Below are 20258 nucleotides of genomic sequence, written 5' to 3' on the forward strand. Positions count from 1 at the left end.
TATGTCCCGCTCCGTCAGGGGTCAGGCTATGAGCGGGCGGTGGTTTCGCGTACCAGGACGTACAGAACAGCACTCGTGAGCATCAGCGCGCCGTCGATGTAGACGGCGAGCGTCCAGCTGCCGTAGTGGTCGAAGAGGGTGCCGCTGAGCGCCGGGCTGATCACCGCGCCTATCTCCCCGACCAGGTTGAACAGGCCGAAGGCGGCGCCGCGCTCGGACGCGTCGACCACATCGTTCAGCAGGGCGTGCGCCATCGGCTGGAGGGCGTTGAAGAACAGGCTGGTGACGAAGAGCAGGACGGACATCACCAGCAGGGACGGCTTCTCCTGGGCCTGGAGATAGGCCGCGAAGACCAGCACCAGCACGCCCTGGACCACGGTGAACGCGATCAGCAGCGGCCGCCGCCCCCACCCCCGGTCCTTCGCCACGTCCGACAGCCGGCCGCCCACGGGGAAGCCGAGGATGCCCGCGCCCGCGTTGAACGTCGCGACCAGCGCCGCGTTCTGGAAGGAGCTGTGGGCGGCGTCGGCGACGATCGACACCGACCAGAAGCTGAAGAACCACAGGTTCCACATGACCGCGATGAAGGCGAAGCTGAGCAGCAGCACATTGCGGTTGCGGGAGATGGCGCCGAGCCGCGACCCGCGCCGGGCGAAGATCGCCCCGATCAGCACGAACGCGAGCACGCACTCCAGGACGGCCACGCCCCAGCTCGGCATCCCCGCGCCGTCGGCGATCAGATAGACCGCCATGACGGCCGCGCACAGCACCGCCGAGATGCCCAGCAGCCGCAGCGTGGAGCCGGTGGCCTTCAGCGGGCCGCCGATGCGGCGCATATAGACCGTGGTGATCCAGCCGAACGCGAGCGTGGCACCGCCCAGCACCAGGAACGGCATCCGCCAGGCGTCCTCGTGGCCGAACACCTGGGCGCCCCAGTCGATGAGATAGGGCGTGCTGATGGTCGCGACCGTCAGCCCGATCGACAGCCCGGTGATGGCGACGCCCATGCCGAAGCTGGTCTTCGCGGGCGGGGTGCGCTGGGCGATCAGCGCGCGGTCGTTGGAGTAGAAGACGCCCTCGCCCAGCCCGGTCAGCACCCGCAGGACGACGAACGCGATCAGCCCGCTCACCACTCCGCTGGCCAGGGTCGCCACCCCGGCCCACACCAGCGACACGGCGAGCATCGTGCGGTGTCCGAAGCGGTCCCCGAGATAGCCGCCGGGGAACTGGGTGAGCATGTAGCCCGCGAAGAACAGGCTGCCGATCAGCCCGCCGAGGGCATGCGGATGGCTGGCGGAACCCAGCATGCCGTGGTCGTTCTCGATCAGCCAGGTGACCACCGGGCCGGTGAGGGTGCGGTCGGCGTAGGAGAAGAGCCAGCCGCCCAGCAGCATGGCCCACAGCGTGTGGTACGGCTGCCAGCCGGTGCGCCGGGCCGTCGGCTCCCGCGCGGCGGTGTCCTCGGTCGTCACTTCGGGCGCCCCCTTTGGGCGTTGGGTGTTCCGGCTCGGAGCGCGGTGCGGCCCACAGAATGTGGTGTGGATACACCTCCGGCAAGAGGGCGGTTCCAGGTCTTCCGTCAGCCGGAAGCCTCGGCAAGCGGCTCTTGCCCCCAGGCGGCGGCGAGGGTACGGGAGATGCCATGGGCGGCCACCCGCACCGCGGGTATCAGCCCCGGCGCCCGCCCCTCCGCGGCCGGGACCACCACCGACAGCGAGGCCACCACCTCCCCGCGCGGGCCCCGCACCGGGGCGGCGATGGACAGCCCGTCCATGGTGATCTGCCGGTCGCTGACCGCGATCCCGGTGCGCCGCACCTCGGCGAGCGTGGCCCGCAGCCGCGCCGGGTCCTGGATGGTCCGCTCGGTGAACCGGCGCAGCGGCCGGGCGCACACCCGCTCGCCCAGGCCGGGCGGCCCGTACGCGAGCAGCACCAGGCCGACGCCCGTGGCGTGCAGCGGCCAGCGGCTGCCGACCCGGGTGCGCACATGGACCGCGGAGCGGCCGGAGATCAGCTCGACGTAGACCACTTCCAGGCCGTCGCGCACCGCCAGCTGGACGTTCTCATGGGTGGCCTCGTACAGATCCTCCATGAACGGCAGCGCCGCTTCGCGCACCCCGACCCCGCGCGGCGACAGCGTCGCCACCTCCCACAGCCGCAGCCCGATGTGGTACGCCCCCGAGGTGTCGCGCTCCAGGGCGCCCCAGCGGGTGAGCGAGGCGACCAGCCGGTGCGCGGTGGCCAGCGGCAGCCCCGCGCGCCGGGCGAGGGCGGTGAGCGTCAGCGACCGGTGCGAGGCGTCGAACGCGTCCAGCACGGCCAGCACCCGGCCCGCCACCGACCGCCCGGATTCCGGGCGCCCCGCATCCTGCCGTCCGGCATCCGGGCGGTGGCCGAACGGCGGACTCGTCGGGGCCGTCATGACAGCGGAAGGCCGACGTAGTTCTCGGCGAGCTCGGCGGAAGCGGTGCGGGAGGTGGCGATCCGGTCCAGCTGGGCGATCTGCAGCCGGTCCTCGAACGGGCTCTGGTCCGGGCGCCGGTGCAGGGTGTCCGTCATGAAGTACGAGAAGCGCTCGGCCTGCCACACCCGCGCGAGGCAGGTCGCCGAGTAGCCGTCCAGCAGCTCGGCCGAGCCGGTGGCGTGGTGCTGGGCGAGGGCGCGGGCCAGGGTGACCACGTCGCCGACGGCGAGGTTGAGCCCCTTGGCTCCGGTCGGGGGCACGATGTGTGCCGCGTCGCCCGCCAGGAAGAGGCGGCCGTGGCGCATCGGCTCCTGCACGAAGCTGCGCATCGGGGTCACCGAGGTGGCGGTGATCGGGCCCCGCTCCAGACGCCAGGCGGCGTCGCCGCCGTCGAGTGCGAAGCGGGCGGACAGCTCGTCCCAGATCTGGGTCTCGGACCAGTCGGCGGGGTCGGTGTCGTTCGGCACCTGGAGGTAGAGCCGGGAGACCTGCGGGGAGCGCATGCTGTGCAGGGCGAAGCCGCGCTGATGGCGGGCGTAAATCAACTCCTCGCAGGACGGCGGCACATCGGCCAGCACCCCCAGCCAGGAGTAGGGATACGTGCGCTCGAAGGTGCGGACCCGGTCGGCCGGGACGGCGCGCCGGGCGATGCCGTGGAAGCCGTCGCAGCCCGCCACGAAGTCGCAGCTCAGGGTCTCTTCGCGGCCCTCGTGGCGGAAGCGGACGACCGGGGACTCCGAATCCGCCTTCTCGATCGCCAGGGCCTCGGCCCCGAACAGCAGCGGAGGGCCCCCGGGGTCGGCGAGCTGGAGCCGGACCAGATCCTTGACGATCTCCGTCTGGGCGTAGACCGTCACCGCTTTGCCGCCGGTGGCCGCGGGGAAGTCGATGCGGTGGCCGCGGCCCTCGAAGCGCAGCTCGATGCCCTGGTGCGGCAGCCCCTCGCGGTCCAGGCGCTCGGCCGCGCCGCACTCCCGCAGCACGTCCACGGTGCCCTGCTCCAGGATTCCGGCCCGCTGCCGCTGCTCGACATAGGCCCGGTCCCGGCTCTCCAGCACCACACAGTCCACCCCCGCGCGGTGCAGCAGACGGGCGAGCAGCAGGCCGGCGGGGCCGCCGCCGATGATCCCGACCGTCGTGCGCATCGAAAAGTCCCTTCGTCCGGATCCGGTGAAGCGAGGATCCCCACTTGTTCGCGGAGTGAAACTTCGTTCATAATCGACTGGTGATGAGTCTCGGTCCGGTGTCCCCACCTGTCAATGGCCCCGTCGGCCCGCTCGAGCGCGGCCTCGCCGTGCTGTGCGAGCTGGCCCGGCTGGCCGCGCACCGGGGCGAGGCCACGGTCCGGCCCGGCGACCTCGTGCGCGGCACCGGGCTCGCCCGGTCCGTCGTCGACCGCGTCGTGGGCACGCTGGAACGGCTGGGGTATGTGCGGCTCGACGGGCGCGACGTCAGCCTCGCGGCCCGGCTCATGGAGCTGGGCAACGCCTACCTCGACGCCAGCGGCCTGCCGGGCGCGCTCGGGCCGTTCGCCGAGCGGCTGGCCGACGGGCTGGACGAGTCGGTCTCGGTCGCCGTGCCGGACGGCGACGGGGCGCGCTTCGTCGTCCAGGCCACCCGCCGCCGCACCATGTCCCTCGCCTTCCGCATCGGCGACCTGCTCCCCGCCGAGCGCTGCGCCCCGGGCGCGCTCTTCGCCGCCGAGTGGGACGAGCGGGCGTGGGCGGCCTGGCGCGCCCGCCGCGCCGCCGACCCGCTCGACGCCGCCTTCCCCGCCGTTCCGCCGCGCCACCGGCCCGCCGCCGACACCGGCTTCGAGGGCACCGGCTTCGAAGGCACTGGCTTCGAGGCGCGCGTACGGGAGGCCGCCCGGACCGGCTGGGCGGCCGACGACCAGCTGATCGAGCCCGGTCTGGTGGCGGTGTCCGTCCCGGTCCGGGACGCCTCGGGCCGCACCGTGTGCGCGGTGAACGTCGTCAGTCACACCAGCCGCCACGACGTGGCCTCGCTGCGGGCCGCCGTGCTGGGCCCGCTGTCCGCGGAAGTCCCGGCGATGGAGGCGGCGTTGGCCGCCCCGCCCACGCGGCGGGGCGCCCCGGCGGGCCCCGCCGGGTCCGCCGCCGCGCCCGGCGAGGACCCGGCGCGGGTGGCCAAGCGGGAGCTGGGGGCCGGGTATCTGCAGTCGCTCGCGCGCGGACTCACCGTGCTGCGGGCACTGGGCACACCGGGGGAGGAGGGCGACGGCGCGGGGCACGGGCTCACGCTCACCGCCGTCGCCGAGGCCACCGGGCTGCCCCGGGCCACCGCGCGCCGCTCCCTGCTCACCCTCGTGGAGCTGGGATACGCCGAGTACGCGGAAGGCCACGGCCGGGCCTTCCGTCCGCTGCCGCGGGTGCTGGAGCTGGGGTACGCGCCGCTGGGCGACCTGTCGTTCACCGAGCTGGCCCAGCCCCATATGCGCGAACTGGCCCGCACCGTCCACGAGTCGGCGTCCCTGGCGGTCCTCGACGGCGACGACATCCGCTATGTGGCGCGCGTGCCCACCGTGCGGATCATGAGCGTCAACATCACCATCGGCACCCGCTTCCCCGCCTACGCCACCTCCATGGGCCGGGTGCTGCTCGCGGGGCTGGACCCGGCCGAGCGCGCCGGGTATCTCGCCGGGCTCGCCCCGAAGCCGCTGACCCGGCACACCGTGACCGCCGTGCCCGAGCTGACCCGCGTCCTGGAGAGCGCCGGGAGGGACGGATACGCCCTGGTGGACGAGGAGTTGGAGGAGGGGCTGCGGTCGCTCGCGGTGCCCGTTCGGGGCGCGGACGGCCGGGTGGTGGCCGCGCTCAACATCGCCACCCACGCGGGCCGCGGCAGCGCGGAAGCCACCGTCGCGGAGCTGCTTCCGGCGCTGCGGACCGCCGCCGCCCGCATCGAGGCCGACCTCGCCACCGCATCCGCCCATCGGCCCCTGGGGGCGGGTGAGAGAGTGGGGACATGAGCGCAGCGACCTCCCCGCCCCCCGGGCACACCGGCCATGCCGTCGTCATCGGCGGTGGGATCTCGGGCCTCGCGGCCGCCCACCGGCTGCAGGCAGGCGGGGCGCGGGTGACCGTGCTGGAGGCGTCGGGGCGGCTGGGCGGCAAGCTGTGCGCGGGCGAGATCGAGGGCGCGCCCGTGGACCTGGGCGCCGAATCGATGCTCGCCCGGCGCCCGGAGGGCGTGGAGCTGGCGCGCGCCGTCGGCCTCGGGGAGCGGCTGCAGCCGCCCGCCACCGCGAGCGCCTCCCTGTGGACGCGCGGCGCCCTGCGGCCGATGCCCAAGGGCCATGTGATGGGCGTGCCCGGCGACCTCGCCCCGCTCGCCGCGTCCGGGGTGATCTCGGACGAGGGGCTGGCGCGCATCGCCCGCGACGCGGAGCTGCCGCCCACCCCGGTCGGCGAGGACGTGGCGCTGGGCGAGTTCATCGCGGCGCGGCTCGGCCGGGAGGTCGTGGACCGGCTGGTCGAGCCGCTGCTCGGCGGGGTGTACGCGGGCGATGTGTACCGCACCTCTATGCGCGCCGCGGTGCCCACCCTCTTCGAACTGGCCCGCGCGAACCGCCCGCTGGCCGAGGGCGTCCGGGAGCTGACCGAGCGGGCCGCCCAGCGGCAGGGCGGGACCGGGCCGGTGTTCATGGGCATCGACGGCGGCATCGGGCGGCTGCCGCTCGCGGTGGCCGACGCCGTACGGGCCGCGGGCGGCGAGATCCGCACCGACGCGCCCGTACGGGAGCTGCGGCGGACCGCCGACGGCTGGACCGTCGTCACCGAAGGCGAGGTGCTGCGGGCCGACGCGGTGGTGCTGGCCGCCCCCGCGCCCGCCGCCGCCCGCCTCCTGGCGGCCGACTCCCCGGCCGCCTCCGCCGAGCTGGCAGGCGTCGACTACGCCTCCATGGCGCTGATCACCATGGCCTTCCGCCGGGCCGACGTGGTGTCGCTCGGCGAGGGCAGCGGCTTCCTGGTTCCGCCGGTCGACGGCCACACGATCAAGGCGGCCACGTTCTCCAGCCGCAAATGGGGCTGGCTCCGCGACGCCGCCCCCGATCTCTTCGTGCTGCGTACCTCGATCGGGCGGTTTGAGGACGAGGAGCATCTGAAGCGCGACGACGCCGATCTGGTAGGGATGTCGCTCGCCGATCTCGGCGCGGCCACCGGCCTCGCCGCCGCGCCGGTGGCGACCCGGGTGACCCGCTGGGACGGCGGACTGCCGCAGTACCCGGTCGGCCATCTCGACCGGGTCGCCCGGATCCGCGCGGAGGTCGCCAAGCTGCCCGGGCTGGCGGTGTGCGGCGCGGTCTACGAGGGCGTCGGTATCCCCGCGTGCGTCGGATCCGCCCGCACGGCCGCCGACGAGCTGCTGGGGGCGACCCTGGCGGCGGGCGCCGACGGCGGAGAGCGAGAATAGGCACCATGACTGCTGCTCCCGAGACCCCCGGCGCCCCCGAGACCGGCACTGCCGAGACCGTCCCGTCTCCCAAGGCCCCCCACGCCGGGAAGAAGGCCAAGGACCTCAACGAGGTCATCCGCTACACCCTGTGGTCGGTCTTCCGGCTGCGCGATGTGCTGCCGGAGGACCGCACCGGCTACGCCGACGAGGTCGAGCAGCTCTTCGCACAGCTCGCCGCCAAGGACGTCACCGTGCGCGGCACCTATGACCTCTCCGGGCTGCGGGCGGACGCGGACGTCATGATCTGGTGGCACTCGGAGACCTCCGACGCCCTCCAGGAGGCGTACAACCTCTTCCGCCGCACCCGGCTCGGCCGCGCCCTGGAGCCCGTGTGGTCGAACATGGCGCTGCACCGCCCGGCGGAGTTCAACAAGTCGCACATCCCCGCGTTCCTCGCGGACGAGCACGCGCGCGACTACGTCAGCGTCTACCCCTTCGTACGGTCCTACGAGTGGTATCTGCTGCCCGACGAGGAGCGCCGCACGATGCTCGCGGACCACGGCAAGATGGCCCGCGGCTTCCCCGATGTGCGCGCCAACACCGTCGCGTCGTTCTCCCTCGGCGACTACGAGTGGATCCTCGCCTTCGAGGCGGACGAGCTGCACCGGATCGTCGACCTGATGCGCCATCTGCGGGCCTCCGAGGCGCGCCGTCATGTGCGCGAGGAGGTGCCGTTCTACACCGGGCGGCGCAAGCCGGTCTCCGAGCTGGTCGCCGGTCTGGCCTGACGGCCGGCGACCGCCCGCGGATGGCCGGTCACGGCATCCCGGGCGCCCCGGACCCTCCCGGGCCCGGGGCGCCGGGCAGCGCGGGCTGCTTGCCGGACTCGGGCACCGGGGCCGGACGCGGCTGCGGTTCCGGCGCCGGGCGCGGCGCGCAGGAGGCCGTCCGGCCCGGCGTCTTCCCGGTCAGCAGATAGGTGTCGACCTTGCGGTTGACGCAGGCGTTCGGGCCGCCCCACAGGCCGTGCGTACCGGCCTTCCGCTCGGTCACCAGCGAGGCGCCGGGGAGTCTGCGCCACAGCTCCTTGGCGCCCGCGTACGGAGTGGCCGCGTCCCGTTCGGCCGCCAGCAGCAGCACCGGGGGCAGCCCCGGCCGGGTGGTCACGTCCATGGGGGTGTCGTGCCCCAGCGGCCAGTAGGCGCAGGGCAGGTTCATCGCCACGTTGTCCCAGGTCTCGAAGGGCGCACGGCGCGCGAGAGCGGTGTTCTCCCGGTTCCAGCTCGCCCAGCCGCGCGGCCAGGGCGCGTCGTTGCACTCCACGGCGGTGTAGACGGCGTTGCCGTTCTCGTCGGCCACCGCGTCCCCGGACTCGGACGCGGCCAGCGCGATCAGCTGCCGGGGACTGCCGCGCAGATAGGCGGCGAGGGCCCGGGCGCTGAGGTCCCAGTAGGCGTCGTTGTAGCCCGCCCGCACGAACGCGTCCTGCAGCTCCCCGGTGCCGACCCGGCCGCCCGCCGGTTTCCGGGCCAGGCGGTGCGCCGCCTTCCGGTACGCGGCGAGTACCCGGGCGGGAGTCCTGCCGAGGTGGTAGACGGCGTGGTGCCGGGCCGCCCAGCGCCGCCAGTCCGCCCAGCGCCGCTCGAATGCCAGGGACTGGTCGAGGTTGTTGCGGTACCAGATCTGCCAGGGGCCCGGGTTGACCACGCTGTCGAACACCATGCGGCGCACATGGCGGGGGAAGAGCGTCGCGTAGACGGCCCCGTAGTACGTGCCGTACGAGGCGCCCACGAAGGTGAGCCGCTTCTCGCCGAGCGCGGCGCGCAGCACATCGAGGTCGCGGGCGTTGTCGAGGGTGGTGATGTGCCGCAGGGCCGCTCCCGTACGGCGCGCACAGCCCCGGGCGTACGCCCGCGCCCGCGCCGCCATCGCCCGCTTGTACGCGGCGGAGGGGTGCTGCGGGGAGCTGGTCGGCGTCTTGGCGAAGGCCGTCGGCCGCTGACAGGACACCGTCGGTTCGGAGCGGCCGACTCCGCGGGGCGCGTATCCGACGAAGTCGTAGGCCGCGGCCGTCCTTCGGAAGGCGTCCTCGGCGGCGTACTCGGGGAACGTCATGCCTGACGCGCCCGGCCCGCCCGGGTTGTAGAGCAGCGCGCCCTGCCGCCGGGCCTTGGGACCGGAGGCGCGGACCCGGCTGACGGTGAGACGGATGTGCTTGCCGTGCGGCCGCGCGTAGTCCAGCGGTACGGAGACGGTGCCGCAGCGGACGTCGGACGACAGCTCCTCGGAGAGCGGGCATGGGCCGAAGGCGATGCCCCTGGCGGCCGCCTTCCGGGCCGCCACGGCCACCCCGCGCGCCTCGGCGGCGCCGCCCCGGGGCACGGCCAGCGCGGGGGAGGCCGGTACGGCGGAGGCGGGGGAGCCGAACGAGGCGGACCAGGCGGGCACCGCCGCCGTGACGGCGGTCGGCGGCGGAGGCCCGGCGGCCACCGCGGAGGGGTGCGCGGGGCCGGGCGGCTGGGTGAGTGGTCTGCCGGTGGCGGGGGTGGCCAGCAGCGCGGTCATGGCCAGGGACAGAGACAGCGGTCCGAGGATGCCGTACAGCGCTGCTGCTCTCACAAGCCATCCCTCCGCACATCACCCGACAAAAGGGATACTTGGTGCGGTATTCGGCCATGTAAAGCACCGGGCCGCGGTGTCGGGGTCAATGACCCCAATGCGCCCTCAGCGCCGCGCGCAGCGCCGGATCGGGCAGGGCGGCCGTGCCGTGGACGGCGAGCGCGGTGAGCAACTCGCCGTCGTCGTGCTCCTCGTCCGCCCCGCCCCCGGCGCGCTGGGCGACGGGCCGCCGGGGCGGCACATCGATCCGGCTCAGCAGCTGCTGCCCGGCGGGGGAGGCCCAGCGCGAGTACGGATGCACCTCGACCCGCGCGATCACCAGACAGCTCGCGGTGAGGAGCAGCGGAAGCGCGAACCACGCCAGCGCCGGTCCCGGCCCCGAGGCGGGCGGCACCATCAGCAGCGCGACGATCCCCGTCAGCAGCACCACGACGCACGCCAGCCGCACCTGCCGCACCGCCGCCGCCACGTTCGCCCGCGCCCCGGCGGGCACCGCGAGCCCCGCCGCCACCAGCCGGTCCGCCAGCGCCCGCACCGGGTCGGCGTCGGCCAGGAGGTTGCGGACCGGCGGCACGGGGGACTGGCCCTTCGGGCCTATCGCGGCGATGACCGAGCGTTCGAGAGCGTCCCGGCCGTCCGGGTCCACGACGGTGACCCAGCCGGTGTGGGCGAGCAGAAGACGGCGCTCACGGGCCATCGACACCAGGGCGAGGTCGGCCACCCGCTGCGGCCCGCCCGCCAGGAACGCCGCCTCGTACAGGCTCAGGGTCCGCCCCTCCGGCTGCGGACCGGCGTCCATCGGCTGGGCGGCCGCTACCGCGGCGAGGCACAGGCGGGTGCAGCTGACCACCGCCGAGCCCCACGCGACGAGCAGGAACAGGACCCACAACATGGCCGAGTTCTACTGGACCCGACCGGTTTCGCGCCAGAGATTTCGCGAAATGCGCGATTCGGGGGGGCGAGCGACGGCTGTTCCATCACCCTCCGCTCAGCGCGAGCCGGGCCCGGCGGGCGAAGCGCGCCAGCGGGTGCGAGGACAGCGGGGCGGGCCCGGAGCGCTCCTGCCACCACAGCGTCAGCCGACGCCGCGTCGCCGCGTCCCGGAAGTCGTCGGCCGCCAGCAGATGCTCGACGAACGCCATCGCGTCGCGGCGGTAGCCGCCGGTCATCGGGCGGCCGTCGGCGTACCGCTCGAACGCCCGGCGGTAGCCGTCGCCCAGGATCTCCGGCAGCTCGGGTGCGACCTTGGCGACCACCCCGGTCCGCTTGGCGGTCAGCGCCCGGCTCTGGACCCCCAGCCGCTCCCGGTCGAAGCCCTCCGGCGCCGGATCGCCCGCGACGAGCGCCGACAGCAGCGCGGTCTGGGCGCGCGCCAGCCGCTCCCGCGCGGCGTCGATATCCGCTATGCCCTTCCCCTCCGGGTCGCGCTTCGGCGCGGGTGCCGGAGCGTCGTCCGTGCCCGCCACCCCCGCCGCCGTCACCGCGCGGATCGCGTCCAGCTCGCCCGCCAGCTCCTCGGCCGCCGGGAAGTCCTCGTCCCGCTCCAGCAGCACCCCGGGCGGCGTCGTACGGGCGCACAGCTCGGCGAGCACGTCGAGCACCGGCTGCGTCACCGGGTGGGCGTGGCTGTCGTGCCACACCCCGTCCCGTTCGACGCCGCCCGCCACATGGACATACGCGATGGCCGACGTCGGCAGCTCGTCCAGCGCCGTGGCCGGATCCTCGCCCCGGTTGACGTGGTTGGTGTGCAGATTGGCGACGTCGATGAGCAGCCGTACGCCGGTCCGCTCGACCAGCTCGGCCAGGAACTGACCCTCGGTCATCTCCTCGCCGGGCCAGGAGATCAGCGCCGCGATGTTCTCCAGTGCGAGCGGCACCGGCAGCGCCTCCTGGGCTATCGCCACGTTCTCGCACAGCACGTCCAGCGCGTCCCGGGTGCGCGGCACCGGCAGCAGATGCCCGGCCTCGATGGCGGGCGAGCCGGTCAGCGGCCCCCCGGCCCGTACGAACGCGATGTGCTCGGTGACCAGGGGCGCGCCCAGCGCCTCCGCCCGCTCCGCGAGGGCCGTCAGCTGCTCGGGGTCCGGTCGCTCGGCGCCGCCGAGGCCGAGGGAGACGCCGTGCGGAACCACCGTCGTACCGCGCTCGCGCAGCCGCAGCAGCGCGTCGGGCACATGCCCGGGGCAGACGTTTTCGGCCACCACCTCCACCCAGTCGATGCCGGGCAGGCGCGCGATGTCCTCGGCGATTTCCGGTCGCCAGCCGATTCCGGTACCGAGGCGCGTCATGGCTCCCCCTTCTCCGTGCCGTCGTTCTCGTCTGCCGGGGTAATGACCCTCTGAGGAGAGGACGAATCCACGGCGCTCGCGGTTCAGAGGTTCATTTGAGCTTCGGGGTGTCACGCTACGCCCCCGCTCCTCGCCGACCGGGCACTGTTACAAAATTTTGGGGCCCTGTGGCGACAGATGTTCGGAGGGGAGAATAAAGTCATGTGGTCCGGGGGGATGGAAGATCACACCTTTGTGCCGCGCCCGCGCGCGGAGCGAGCGTGGGGGAACACACGTGCTGGGCAGCAACAATGCCATGGGGAAGCACCGCCGTAACGCACACCGTAAGCCACCGCCGCCGCCGGTCGGCCGGGGGATGCGGCTGCGTCGCTGGGCGGCCCGCCATATCCGGCTCGACTACCCCCGGGCCGGGAGACCGGGCGTGCGGCGGTGGCTGCCGTCGTGGCGTCAGGTGGGTCTCCTCTTCGTGTTCTGCCTCGGGAGTCTGACCGGTGTCCTGAGCTATCTCTACATGCAGACCGAGATACCCAAGAACCTCAACGACTTCGCCACCCAGCAGGACAACGTCTACTACTGGGCCGACGGCTCCGAGATGGCCCGTACGGGCCCGGTCAACCGTCAGGAGGTGGCGTTGTCCAAGGTGCCGGAAAAGGTCCAGTGGGCGATCCTCGCCGCCGAGAACGCGAGTTTCTACTCGGACAGCGGCGTCTCCCCGAGCGGTCTGATGCGCGCAGTGACACGGATGGTGACGGGCGGTGAGACCCAGGGCGGCTCGACCATCACCCAGCAGTATGTGAAGAACGCCTATCTGAATCAGCGCCAGACGTTCTCCCGCAAGCTCACCGAGATGTTCATGGCCATCAAGCTGGACGACCGGATGAGCAAGCAGGAGATTCTGGAGCGCTATCTGAACACCAGCTGGTTCGGGCGCGGTACGTACGGCATTCAGCGGGCCTCCTACGCGTACTACGGCAAGGACGTCTCCAAGCTCAACGCGAGCGAGGGCGCGATGCTCGCCTCGCTGCTGAAGGGCGCCGGAACCTTCGATCCGACGCTCGGCTCCAAGAACCACAAACGGGCGGTCGAGCGCTGGAAATGGGTGCTTGACCGGATGGTCGACATCGGAAAGCTCTCCAAGGCCGAGCGGGCAAAGTACACGACGTTCCCCGAGCCCCATCCCGAGCCCAGGCCGGCCGGGCTCACCGGGCAGGTCGGCTATCTGGTGGAGACCGCGAAGGCGTATGTGAGTTCCCATACCGCCATCTCCGACGCCGACTTCGACCTGGGCGGCTATCAGATTCACACCACCTTCGAGAAGTCGAAGGTGAAGGCGCTCGCCGCATCCGTGAAGAAGACCCGCGACGGCCTCGACCCCAAGAGCCGCGAGGAGGACCGCTACATACGCATCGGCGCCGCCTCCGTGACGCCGGGCGGGCGCATCGAGGCGCTGTACGGCGGCCCCGGCTATCTGGAGCAGGGCTTCAACGACGCGAACGCCTCCGTCGTCCCGGCCGGTACCGCCTTCACGCCCTTCGTCTACGCGGCGGCGCTGCGCGACGGCGTGCTCAAGGAGCGGAACAGCCCACGGACGCCCATCGCCCCCACCACGCTCTACGACGGCAACAACAAGGCCGCCGTGAAGACCCCCGAGGGGCCCTACTGGGACCGCAGCGGGAAGATCGTTCGGGGCGAGAACGACGGCGAGCACTCCTATGGGCAGGTCAGCCTGCGCCAGGCGATCGTCCAGTCCATCAACACCCCGATGCTGCAGCTCGGCATGGACGTCGGCCTCGACCGGGTCCGCCAAGCCTCCATCGACGCGGGGCTGTTGCCCAGCAGCTTCGGCGCGCGGGTGCCCATGTTCTCGCTCGGCACCGCGACGCCCAGCTCCATCCGGATGGCCAGCGCCTACGCGACGTTCACCGCCGACGGCACCCATGTGCCGCCGTACTCGGTGAGCGGACTGACCCGTAACGGCGAGAAGTTCGCCCTGCGCAAGGACCGCGCCAAGCGGGCGTTCAGCGCCCAGGTGGCGGCGCAGGTGGACGACGCGCTGCACGGCGCGGTGCAGGGCGGCACCGGGCAGGAGGCGGCCGTGGTGGGCCCCGATACGGCCGGTAAGACGGGCACGGCGCAGGACGGCACCTCGTCCTGGTTCGTGGGCTACACCGATCAGGTGTCCACGGCGGTGTCGCTGTCGCGGGTGGACCCCAAGACCCAGGAGCTGCTGCCGCTCAAGGGAATGGGCGGGGACGCCACCGGAAAGGCGAGCGACACCTATCCGCTGGACATCTGGACCCGCTATATGGCGGGTGCCGGGAAGAAGTAGCGGGAGAAGCGGCAAAAGCCCGGCCCGGCGCGTCGAACCGAACGCACCGGGCCGGGCTCTTTGTTTCTCGCCGTACGGCTACTTGGTGTACGACTTCCAGTCCGGCGATTCCGCCGGGTCGAGCATCCGCAGCTTGTCCAGGACCTTTGGGTCCTGCGCGTCCAGCCAGTCCGCGAGCTGCTTGAACGAAACGCACTGCACGCCCTGGCGCTTGCACACGCTGCGCATCACGTCTTCGATGGCCTGCATATAGATGCCACCGTTCCACGTCTCGAAGTGGTTGCCGATGAACAGCGGCGCCCGGCTGCCGTTGTAGACGCGCTCGAAACCGTTCAGATAGCCCTCGCGGGTCAGCCGCTCCCATTCGGCGTACTTCGCCGGATCACCGTCGGTGCTGTCACCGGACTGGTTGTAGAGGAAGTTGAAGTCCATCGAGAGGACCTGCTTCTCACTCTCCGGGTACGGAACCAGCTGAAGCGGGAAGTTCCATATGCCATCGATCTTGGACGGCCAGATCTGGAAGTCGCCCGGAGAACTCGCGTCGTAGCGCCAGCCCATCGACTTGATGGCCGGGATCAGATTCTTCTGTCCTTCGAGGCAGGGGGCGCGGCCACCGGCCAGTTCCTCGTCGTAGTCGAAGGGCAGCGGCTCGATGTCGGTGAAACCCGTATTGGTCTTCCACTGGTCCACGAAGGAGTACGCCTGCTCGGCCTCGCTCTTCCACTGCTGGGTGGTCCACTCGCCGCCGCCCTTGGAGCCGCAGAAATGCCCGTTGAAGTGCGAGCCGATCTCATTGCCCTCCTTCCACGCCCCGCGCAGCTGCTCCAGCGTCTCGCGTATGTGCTCGTCGGTGGGGAAGGATATGGCGGCCGAGCCCCGCTTGTGCATCGGCGGCTGATAGAGGTCGCTCTTGTACTTGGGCAGCAGATACATGCCGCTCAGGAAGAACGTCATCTTGGCGTCGGATTCCCTGGCGACCTGGCGGAAGCGGGAGAACAGATGGTCGCCGTTCTCCAGGGCGCCGTCCCAGGAGAAGACCACGAACTGCGGGGGTTTCTCGCCCGGCTTCAGTTTCTTGATCTTCGGCTGGTGGGGCTGGGGACCGGTGTAGGACGTGGAACCGTCCCCGATCACCTTCACCTCGCCGTCCCAGTTGGCGTACTTGTTCTTCTTCTTGGCGCCCTTGGGGATCTTGTCCGCGCGCGGCACGGGCACGGCGGCCTGGACGCTGCCGTCCATCGCGCCGCTCGTATCCCCCGGCGAGGTCAGGGCGATGAGCAGCGCCACGACCACGGCCACGGCCGTGAGCGCCCCCAGGGGCGCGGCCACGCCATAGGCGTTCCGCGCGGATAATTCCTTCAACGCCTTCAAGGACTGCGATGCCTTCAAGGTCTTCAACGCCTTCAACGGGTCCCGCCCCCTGGCAACGGTTCAGTTGTGTGCCCCGCTCAGTATCACAGAAGTATCACCTGCTCTTCACATCGGCCACTCATCAGCCGACACTCACCAACCGGTCAGCAGCAGATGGTTCACCAGCAGCGCGAGCCCCGCCTGCGCCACCAGCCAGCCGCGCAGGTCACGGGCGGGCAGCAGCGCGGCGGAGGGCAGCAGCCAGAGCACGAACGGCAGCCAGATGCGCTCCGTCTCGGCCTTGCTCATCCCGGACGCATCGGCGATGGCGAGCGCGAGCAGGGCGGTGAGGACGAGCACCACGAGCCCGTCCACCTCGCCGTCACCCCCGTGGCGCAGCCGCCGTACGACCCCCGGCGCGGCCCCCACCGCCCGGCGAGCCCCGGCGACGGAGGCGAGACCGGCCGTGACCGCCGTGCAGGCGAGGTTGGCCCACACCCAGTAGCCGTACGGGCGGTCCGCCGCGACCCCTTGGTAGTAGCGCTCGACCAGCAGGTCGTACCCCTCCCACCAGGCGAAACCGGCGAGGGTGAACGCGCCCGCCACCGCCGCCGCCCCGGCCAGCGCGTACGGCAACGGCCGTACGGTACGGGCGAGGAGGAGTGCGGCCGCCGCGGGCAGCGCGATGAGCGTGAGTCCGTACGACAGATAGGCGGTGAGGCCGAGCAGCAGCCCGGCGGCCAGCGCGACGGCGCCCGGCGCCCGGGCCGTACGGGTCGCCGCCAGCGCCAGCAGCGCCACCCCCCAGGCCGCGACCGCCGCGAAGTAGCCGTCCGCCGACGCCCCCACCCACACCGCGGCCGGAGCCAGCACGAGGAACGGCGCGGCGGTGCGCGCCGCCCGCTCCTGCCCCAGGGCGCGCAGCGTGACCAGGACGGCGGCCACCGCCGAGCTTCCGGCGGTGATGCAGAACGCCCCCGCCCATCCGCCGCCGCCGAGCCCCAGGCGGTCGAGCCCGACGAAGGTGAGCACGGCGCCCGGCGGATGCCCGGCGATGTGCGCGGGCCAGTGGTCGGGCTGGGTGATCAGGATGTGACCGGTGAAGCCGCGCAGCGCGGCGCCGATGTCCTGGAAGCGGTCGATGCCGCGCAGATACTCGTGCCGCTGCGTCAGCCGCCCGGCCACGCCCCGCCCCCAGCCGTCGACCAGCGCCAGCGCCCAGGTCCAGGCGAGCGCCGCCGCCCAGCCCGCCCACAGCAGCCGACGCCACGGCAGCGTCGCCGCGATCCGCGGGCCGTAGCCGACGACGGCCGCGGCGAGGGCCACGGCGGCGGGCGTGCCGGGGCCCGCGTGGGGCAGCCAGTCGGCGTACAGCGGCGCCCAGTCGACGTACAGGGTGTGATCGGTCCGCTGGATCAGGGTGCCGACGGCGGCCGCGACGGCGAAGAGGAGCGCGGCGGCAGCGGCGGCGAGCACATCCCGGCGGCGGCCGGTCCGCTCGTCGCCGTCCGGCGTACGAAGGGTCTGGTCATCGATGCGGAGGGGGAGCTTCACGGCTTCACGCTAAGCCGGTGACCTGCCCTGTCGGCCGCTGTGGCGCGCTCACGTCACCGAACTGTCAGATCCCGGCGAGGGGGTACCGCCAGCCGGGCCGACGTCAGCGTTTCGTCATGAGTCGGAGCCCCTGATGACCGGTCCGGCGGCCCTAACGTCGTGCCATGAACCCCAGTCGACCCGCTTGGCGGAGCCCCCTGCGCGGCCCCTGGCTGACGTCCGTGTTCGGTCTGGTCCTGCTGTGCGGGATCCCGCTGCTGTTCGTCACCGGGCTGCTGTCGTACGCCGCGTACAACCCGGATCTGTCCCCGGTCAACGACAAGACGCCGGACAAGGGGCTGCTCGGCTTCTACCTCTTCTCCTGGCCGACCCACCCCGTCTGGCTGTACCGCGTCACCCAAGGGGTGCACGTCACGCTCGGCATCGTGCTGGTGCCGGTGCTGCTGGCCAAGCTGTGGTCCGTCGTCCCCAAGCTGTTCGAGCGGCCGCCGGTGCGGTCCGTCGGGCACGGTCTTGAGCGGCTGTCGCTGCTCGCGCTGGTCGGCGGCGGGCTGTTCGAGTTCGTGACCGGGGTGCTCAACGTCCAGCTGGAGTACGTCTTCCCCGGGTCCTTCTACCCGCTGCACTTCTACGGGGCGTGGATCTTCATGGGCGCGTTCGTCGTCCATGTGGCGCTCCGGTTCCCCCGCATGGTGCGCGCGCTGCGCGGCCGCGATCTGCGGGCGGAGCTGCGTACTCCCGCCTCGCGCACCCGGCCGGAGGCGCCCGACGAGACCGGTCTGGTGAGCGCGGATCCCGCCCCGCCCACCATGTCGCGGCGGGGCGCGCTCGCGATGGTGGGCACCGGGTCGGCCGCGCTGCTGGTGGTGACGGCCGGGCAGAGCCTCGACGGGCCGCTGCGGAAGACCGCGCTGCTCGCCCCGCACGGCCGGGAGCCGGGCCGGGGGCCGAACGGCTTCCAGATCAACAAGACCGCCGCGGCCGTCGGCATCGGCGCCCGCGACATCGGCCCAGGCTGGCGGCTGGTGGTGCGCGGCCCGGGCCGAGAGGTCGTGCTGACCCGTGATCAGGTGCTGCGGCTGCCGCGGCACGGGGCGGCGCTGCCGATCGCCTGCGTCGAGGGGTGGTCCACCCCCGACCAGCGGTGGGAGGGCGTGCGGCTGTCCGACCTCGCCGGGCTGGTCGGCCTGGACGAACGGCCGCCGGGCGTCCTCGTCGAATCGCTCCAGCGGCACGGCTCGTTCCGCTCGGTCGTGCTGCGCGACAACCAGGTCCGCGATCCGCGCTCCCTGCTCGCCCTGCGGGTCAACGGCGCGGACCTGTCGCCGGACCACGGCTACCCGGCGCGCGTCATCGTGCCGGGCGCCCCGGGCGTGCACAACACCAAGTGGGTCGCCCGGCTGAGCTTCGGGGAGACGGTATGAAGGCCGCCACCGGATTCCGGCGGGGTTACGGCGACTCGCCGGCGCAGCTGCTCCTGCTGCTGTGCTCCTTCGCGCTGACCGGCTACGCGGGCGTGCGGCTGCTGCGCGGCGACTGGCTCGGGATCGTGCTCTGGTTCGTCGGCGCTGCCGTCCTGCACGACCTGGTGCTGCTGCCGCTGTACGGGCTCGCCGACCGGGCGCTGCGACGGGCGGTTCCGGCGCCCGCCCGGTACGTCAACCACGTACGGGTGCCCGCCTTCGTCTCGGCGCTGTTGCTGCTGGTGTGGTTCCCGCTGATCGCGGGGACGCAAGCGAGCCGCTACGAGCGCTACACCGCACTGTCCGCCGATGTCTTCCTGTCGCGCTGGCTGCTGATCACCGCCGGGCTCTTCGCCGCCTCGGCGCTGTGGCTGTGCGTCAGGGCGGCGGTGTGGCGGGCCCGGGCGCGGCGGCGCGGCGCAGGGTCATGAAGTCGCGGCCCCGGGCCGTCCAGCGTTCGACGGCGGTCCAGCCCGCCGCCCGGGCGTGCCGCAGCAGCGCGGGGGTGCCCACCCGGGCCCAGGGGAACGCGGTGCCGATCGGGCCGCGCCCGTCGTCCACCCGCACCCGGACCCGTTCGTCGACATCGGCCGCGGCCGCCTCGACGATCAGCAGCCCCTCGGGGGACAGGAGTTGTTCCACGCGCGCCAGCAGGGCCCGGGGGTCGCCGCCGATGCCGATGTTGCCGTCGAGCAGCAGCGCCGTGCCCCAGCGCCCCTCGTCCGGCAGCGGCTCGAACACCGAGCGGCACAGGGCCGGGCCGCCGGTGCGGACGGTACGGGCGACCGCCGCCCGGCTCACGTCGATGCCGAGGCAGGGGCGGCCGTACGGGGCGAGCGCCGCCACCAGCCGCCCGGGGCCGCAGCCGATGTCGAGTACGGGCCCCTGGCACCGGCGCAGCACCGTGCGGTCCGCCGCGTCGGCGTCCGCGCACCAGCGCTCGACCTCCAGGGGCAGCAGCCAGCCGTCCGCGCGGCGCAGGAACAGCGGGCCCCGGCCCGCGCTCAGCGCCCGCGTATAGGGGTCGGCGCGCCAGGACCCGGCCTTGGCGCCGCCCGCGTCTTCGCGTACCGCCGTGCTCATCGGGCGGCGGCCCGGGACAGCCCGGCGAGGGTACGGGCGAACCGGCTGCCCGGGGCGAGGGCCGCCACCCAGGCGGCGTCGTCCGCCGTGTCGACGTCGCGCAGCACGGGCAGTTCGCGTACCCGCAGTCCCGCTTCCGTGAGCCGACGCCGCTGCGCGGCACCGGTGCCGGGGGTGGACATCGGCACCCCGCGCAGCAGCTCCGGGTCCGGTTCCGCCAGGCCCAGCGCCCAGAACCCGCCGTCGGCGGCGGGGCCGAACCAGGCGTCGCAGCCCCGCCAGCCGTCCCGGCCCAGCGCGGGCGCCAGCAGGGCGGGGGTGATCTGCGGGGTGTCCATGCCGACGAGCAGCGTGGGCCCCTGACACCCCGCGAAGGCCGCGGCCAGCCGCTCGTCCAGGCCGCCGCCGCCCTGCGGCACGACCTCGATCCCCGGCGGCAGCCAGGGCCCGGGCGCCCCGTCGAGCGCCAGCACCCTGCGCCGGGCGGGCATCCCGAGCACGGCGTGCAGGGTGTCCCCGAGGGCGGCCTCGGCGAGCGCCGCGGCCTCCGCCGGGGTGTACGGGGGAGTGAGCCGGGTCTTCACCCGCCCGGCCACGGGTTCCTTGGCGATGACGAGGACGGTGCTTTCCGAGGTGCCTTCCCAGGTGTCTCCCCAGGTGCCGTCCGAAGCGCCGTCCGAGGTGCGCCC

The 20258-nt window shown here is 73.1% G+C and carries 16 protein-coding genes; 6 read left to right on the forward strand and 10 right to left on the reverse strand.

What is annotated here, in order from left to right; translation table 11 throughout:
* Window positions 1-26: 26 nt before the first annotated feature.
* The 3 genes from ACZ59A_RS18790 to ACZ59A_RS18800 all read right to left on the reverse strand — a co-directional run bounded on the left by ACZ59A_RS18790 (window position 27) and on the right by ACZ59A_RS18800 (window position 3609).
* Window positions 27-1472: an MFS transporter gene (locus tag ACZ59A_RS18790; protein ID WP_470960007.1), complete on the reverse strand. Its 1446-nt coding sequence runs from the start codon at window positions 1470-1472 to the stop codon at window positions 27-29.
* 107 nt (window positions 1473-1579) lie between these two features.
* Window positions 1580-2422 (reverse strand): IclR family transcriptional regulator, encoded by an 843-nt coding sequence (locus tag ACZ59A_RS18795; RefSeq protein ID WP_470960009.1) that lies wholly within the window; start codon window positions 2420-2422, stop codon window positions 1580-1582.
* Window positions 2419-3609, reverse strand: a complete 1191-nt coding sequence (locus tag ACZ59A_RS18800; RefSeq protein ID WP_470960010.1) for a 4-hydroxybenzoate 3-monooxygenase — start codon at window positions 3607-3609, stop codon at window positions 2419-2421. Before ACZ59A_RS18800 ends, ACZ59A_RS18795 begins: the two co-directional genes overlap by 4 nt.
* Before the next feature lie 83 nt (window positions 3610-3692).
* Between ACZ59A_RS18800 and ACZ59A_RS18805 the strand changes: the two genes are divergently transcribed.
* The 3 genes from ACZ59A_RS18805 to hemQ are packed head-to-tail and all read left to right on the forward strand — an operon-like array spanning window position 3693 to window position 7671.
* Window positions 3693-5456 carry an IclR family transcriptional regulator domain-containing protein gene (locus tag ACZ59A_RS18805; RefSeq protein ID WP_470960625.1) on the forward strand — a complete coding sequence of 588 codons (1764 nt, stop codon included), beginning with the start codon at window positions 3693-3695 and terminating at the stop codon, window positions 5454-5456.
* Window positions 5453-6901, forward strand: a complete 1449-nt coding sequence (gene hemG, locus ACZ59A_RS18810) for a protoporphyrinogen oxidase (protein ID WP_470960012.1) — start codon at window positions 5453-5455, stop codon at window positions 6899-6901. Before ACZ59A_RS18805 ends, hemG begins: the two co-directional genes overlap by 4 nt.
* Window positions 6902-6906: 5 nt before the next feature.
* A complete protein-coding gene (gene hemQ / locus ACZ59A_RS18815) occupies window positions 6907-7671 on the forward strand; it encodes a hydrogen peroxide-dependent heme synthase (protein WP_470960014.1) in 765 nt (254 codons plus the stop codon).
* 28 nt (window positions 7672-7699) lie between these two features.
* Here hemQ and ACZ59A_RS18820 read toward each other — a convergent pair whose 3' ends face one another.
* The 3 genes from ACZ59A_RS18820 to ACZ59A_RS18830 form a co-directional block, all read right to left on the reverse strand.
* The gene (locus tag ACZ59A_RS18820) at window positions 7700-9502 is read right to left on the reverse strand and encodes an alpha/beta hydrolase (RefSeq protein ID WP_470960016.1); all 1803 of its coding nucleotides are present in this window, start codon (window positions 9500-9502) and stop codon (window positions 7700-7702) included.
* Window positions 9503-9587: 85 nt separating this feature from the next.
* On the reverse strand, window positions 9588-10394 hold the full coding sequence (locus tag ACZ59A_RS18825; RefSeq protein WP_470960018.1) for a TIGR04222 domain-containing membrane protein: 807 nt from the start codon (window positions 10392-10394) through the stop codon (window positions 9588-9590).
* An 85-nt stretch (window positions 10395-10479) separates the two neighbouring features.
* Entirely contained in the window at window positions 10480-11790 is a 1311-nt protein-coding gene (locus ACZ59A_RS18830) for an MbnB/TglH/ChrH family RiPP precursor modification enzyme (RefSeq protein ID WP_470960020.1), read from the reverse strand.
* A 355-nt stretch (window positions 11791-12145) separates the two neighbouring features.
* On the opposite strand from ACZ59A_RS18830, the gene ACZ59A_RS18835 reads away from it, so the two are divergent.
* The gene (locus tag ACZ59A_RS18835) at window positions 12146-14119 is read left to right on the forward strand and encodes a transglycosylase domain-containing protein (protein ID WP_470960626.1); all 1974 of its coding nucleotides are present in this window, start codon (window positions 12146-12148) and stop codon (window positions 14117-14119) included.
* Between the two features lie 78 nt (window positions 14120-14197).
* Here ACZ59A_RS18835 and ACZ59A_RS18840 read toward each other — a convergent pair whose 3' ends face one another.
* Window positions 14198-15508, reverse strand: a complete 1311-nt coding sequence (locus ACZ59A_RS18840) for a polysaccharide deacetylase family protein (protein ID WP_470960022.1) — start codon at window positions 15506-15508, stop codon at window positions 14198-14200.
* Between the two features lie 114 nt (window positions 15509-15622).
* Entirely contained in the window at window positions 15623-17023 is a 1401-nt protein-coding gene (locus ACZ59A_RS18845; RefSeq protein ID WP_470960024.1) for a hypothetical protein, read from the reverse strand.
* A 164-nt stretch (window positions 17024-17187) separates the two neighbouring features.
* On the opposite strand from ACZ59A_RS18845, the gene ACZ59A_RS18850 reads away from it, so the two are divergent.
* Window positions 17188-18447: a molybdopterin-dependent oxidoreductase gene (locus ACZ59A_RS18850; RefSeq protein WP_470960026.1), complete on the forward strand. Its 1260-nt coding sequence runs from the start codon at window positions 17188-17190 to the stop codon at window positions 18445-18447.
* Window positions 18444-18917: a hypothetical protein gene (locus ACZ59A_RS18855; protein ID WP_470960028.1), complete on the forward strand. Its 474-nt coding sequence runs from the start codon at window positions 18444-18446 to the stop codon at window positions 18915-18917. Before ACZ59A_RS18850 ends, ACZ59A_RS18855 begins: the two co-directional genes overlap by 4 nt.
* On the opposite strand, the gene ACZ59A_RS18860 is transcribed toward ACZ59A_RS18855, so the two are convergent.
* On the reverse strand, window positions 18865-19569 hold the full coding sequence (locus ACZ59A_RS18860) for a methyltransferase domain-containing protein (RefSeq protein ID WP_470960030.1): 705 nt from the start codon (window positions 19567-19569) through the stop codon (window positions 18865-18867). The genes ACZ59A_RS18855 and ACZ59A_RS18860 overlap by 53 nt on opposite strands.
* Entirely contained in the window at window positions 19566-20180 is a 615-nt protein-coding gene (locus tag ACZ59A_RS18865) for a TIGR04282 family arsenosugar biosynthesis glycosyltransferase (RefSeq protein ID WP_470960627.1), read from the reverse strand. The genes ACZ59A_RS18860 and ACZ59A_RS18865 overlap by 4 nt, the downstream gene beginning before the upstream one ends.
* Window positions 20181-20258 lie beyond the last annotated feature (78 nt).

It is taken from the genome of Streptomyces sp. NPDC040405 (genome assembly GCF_055595765.1).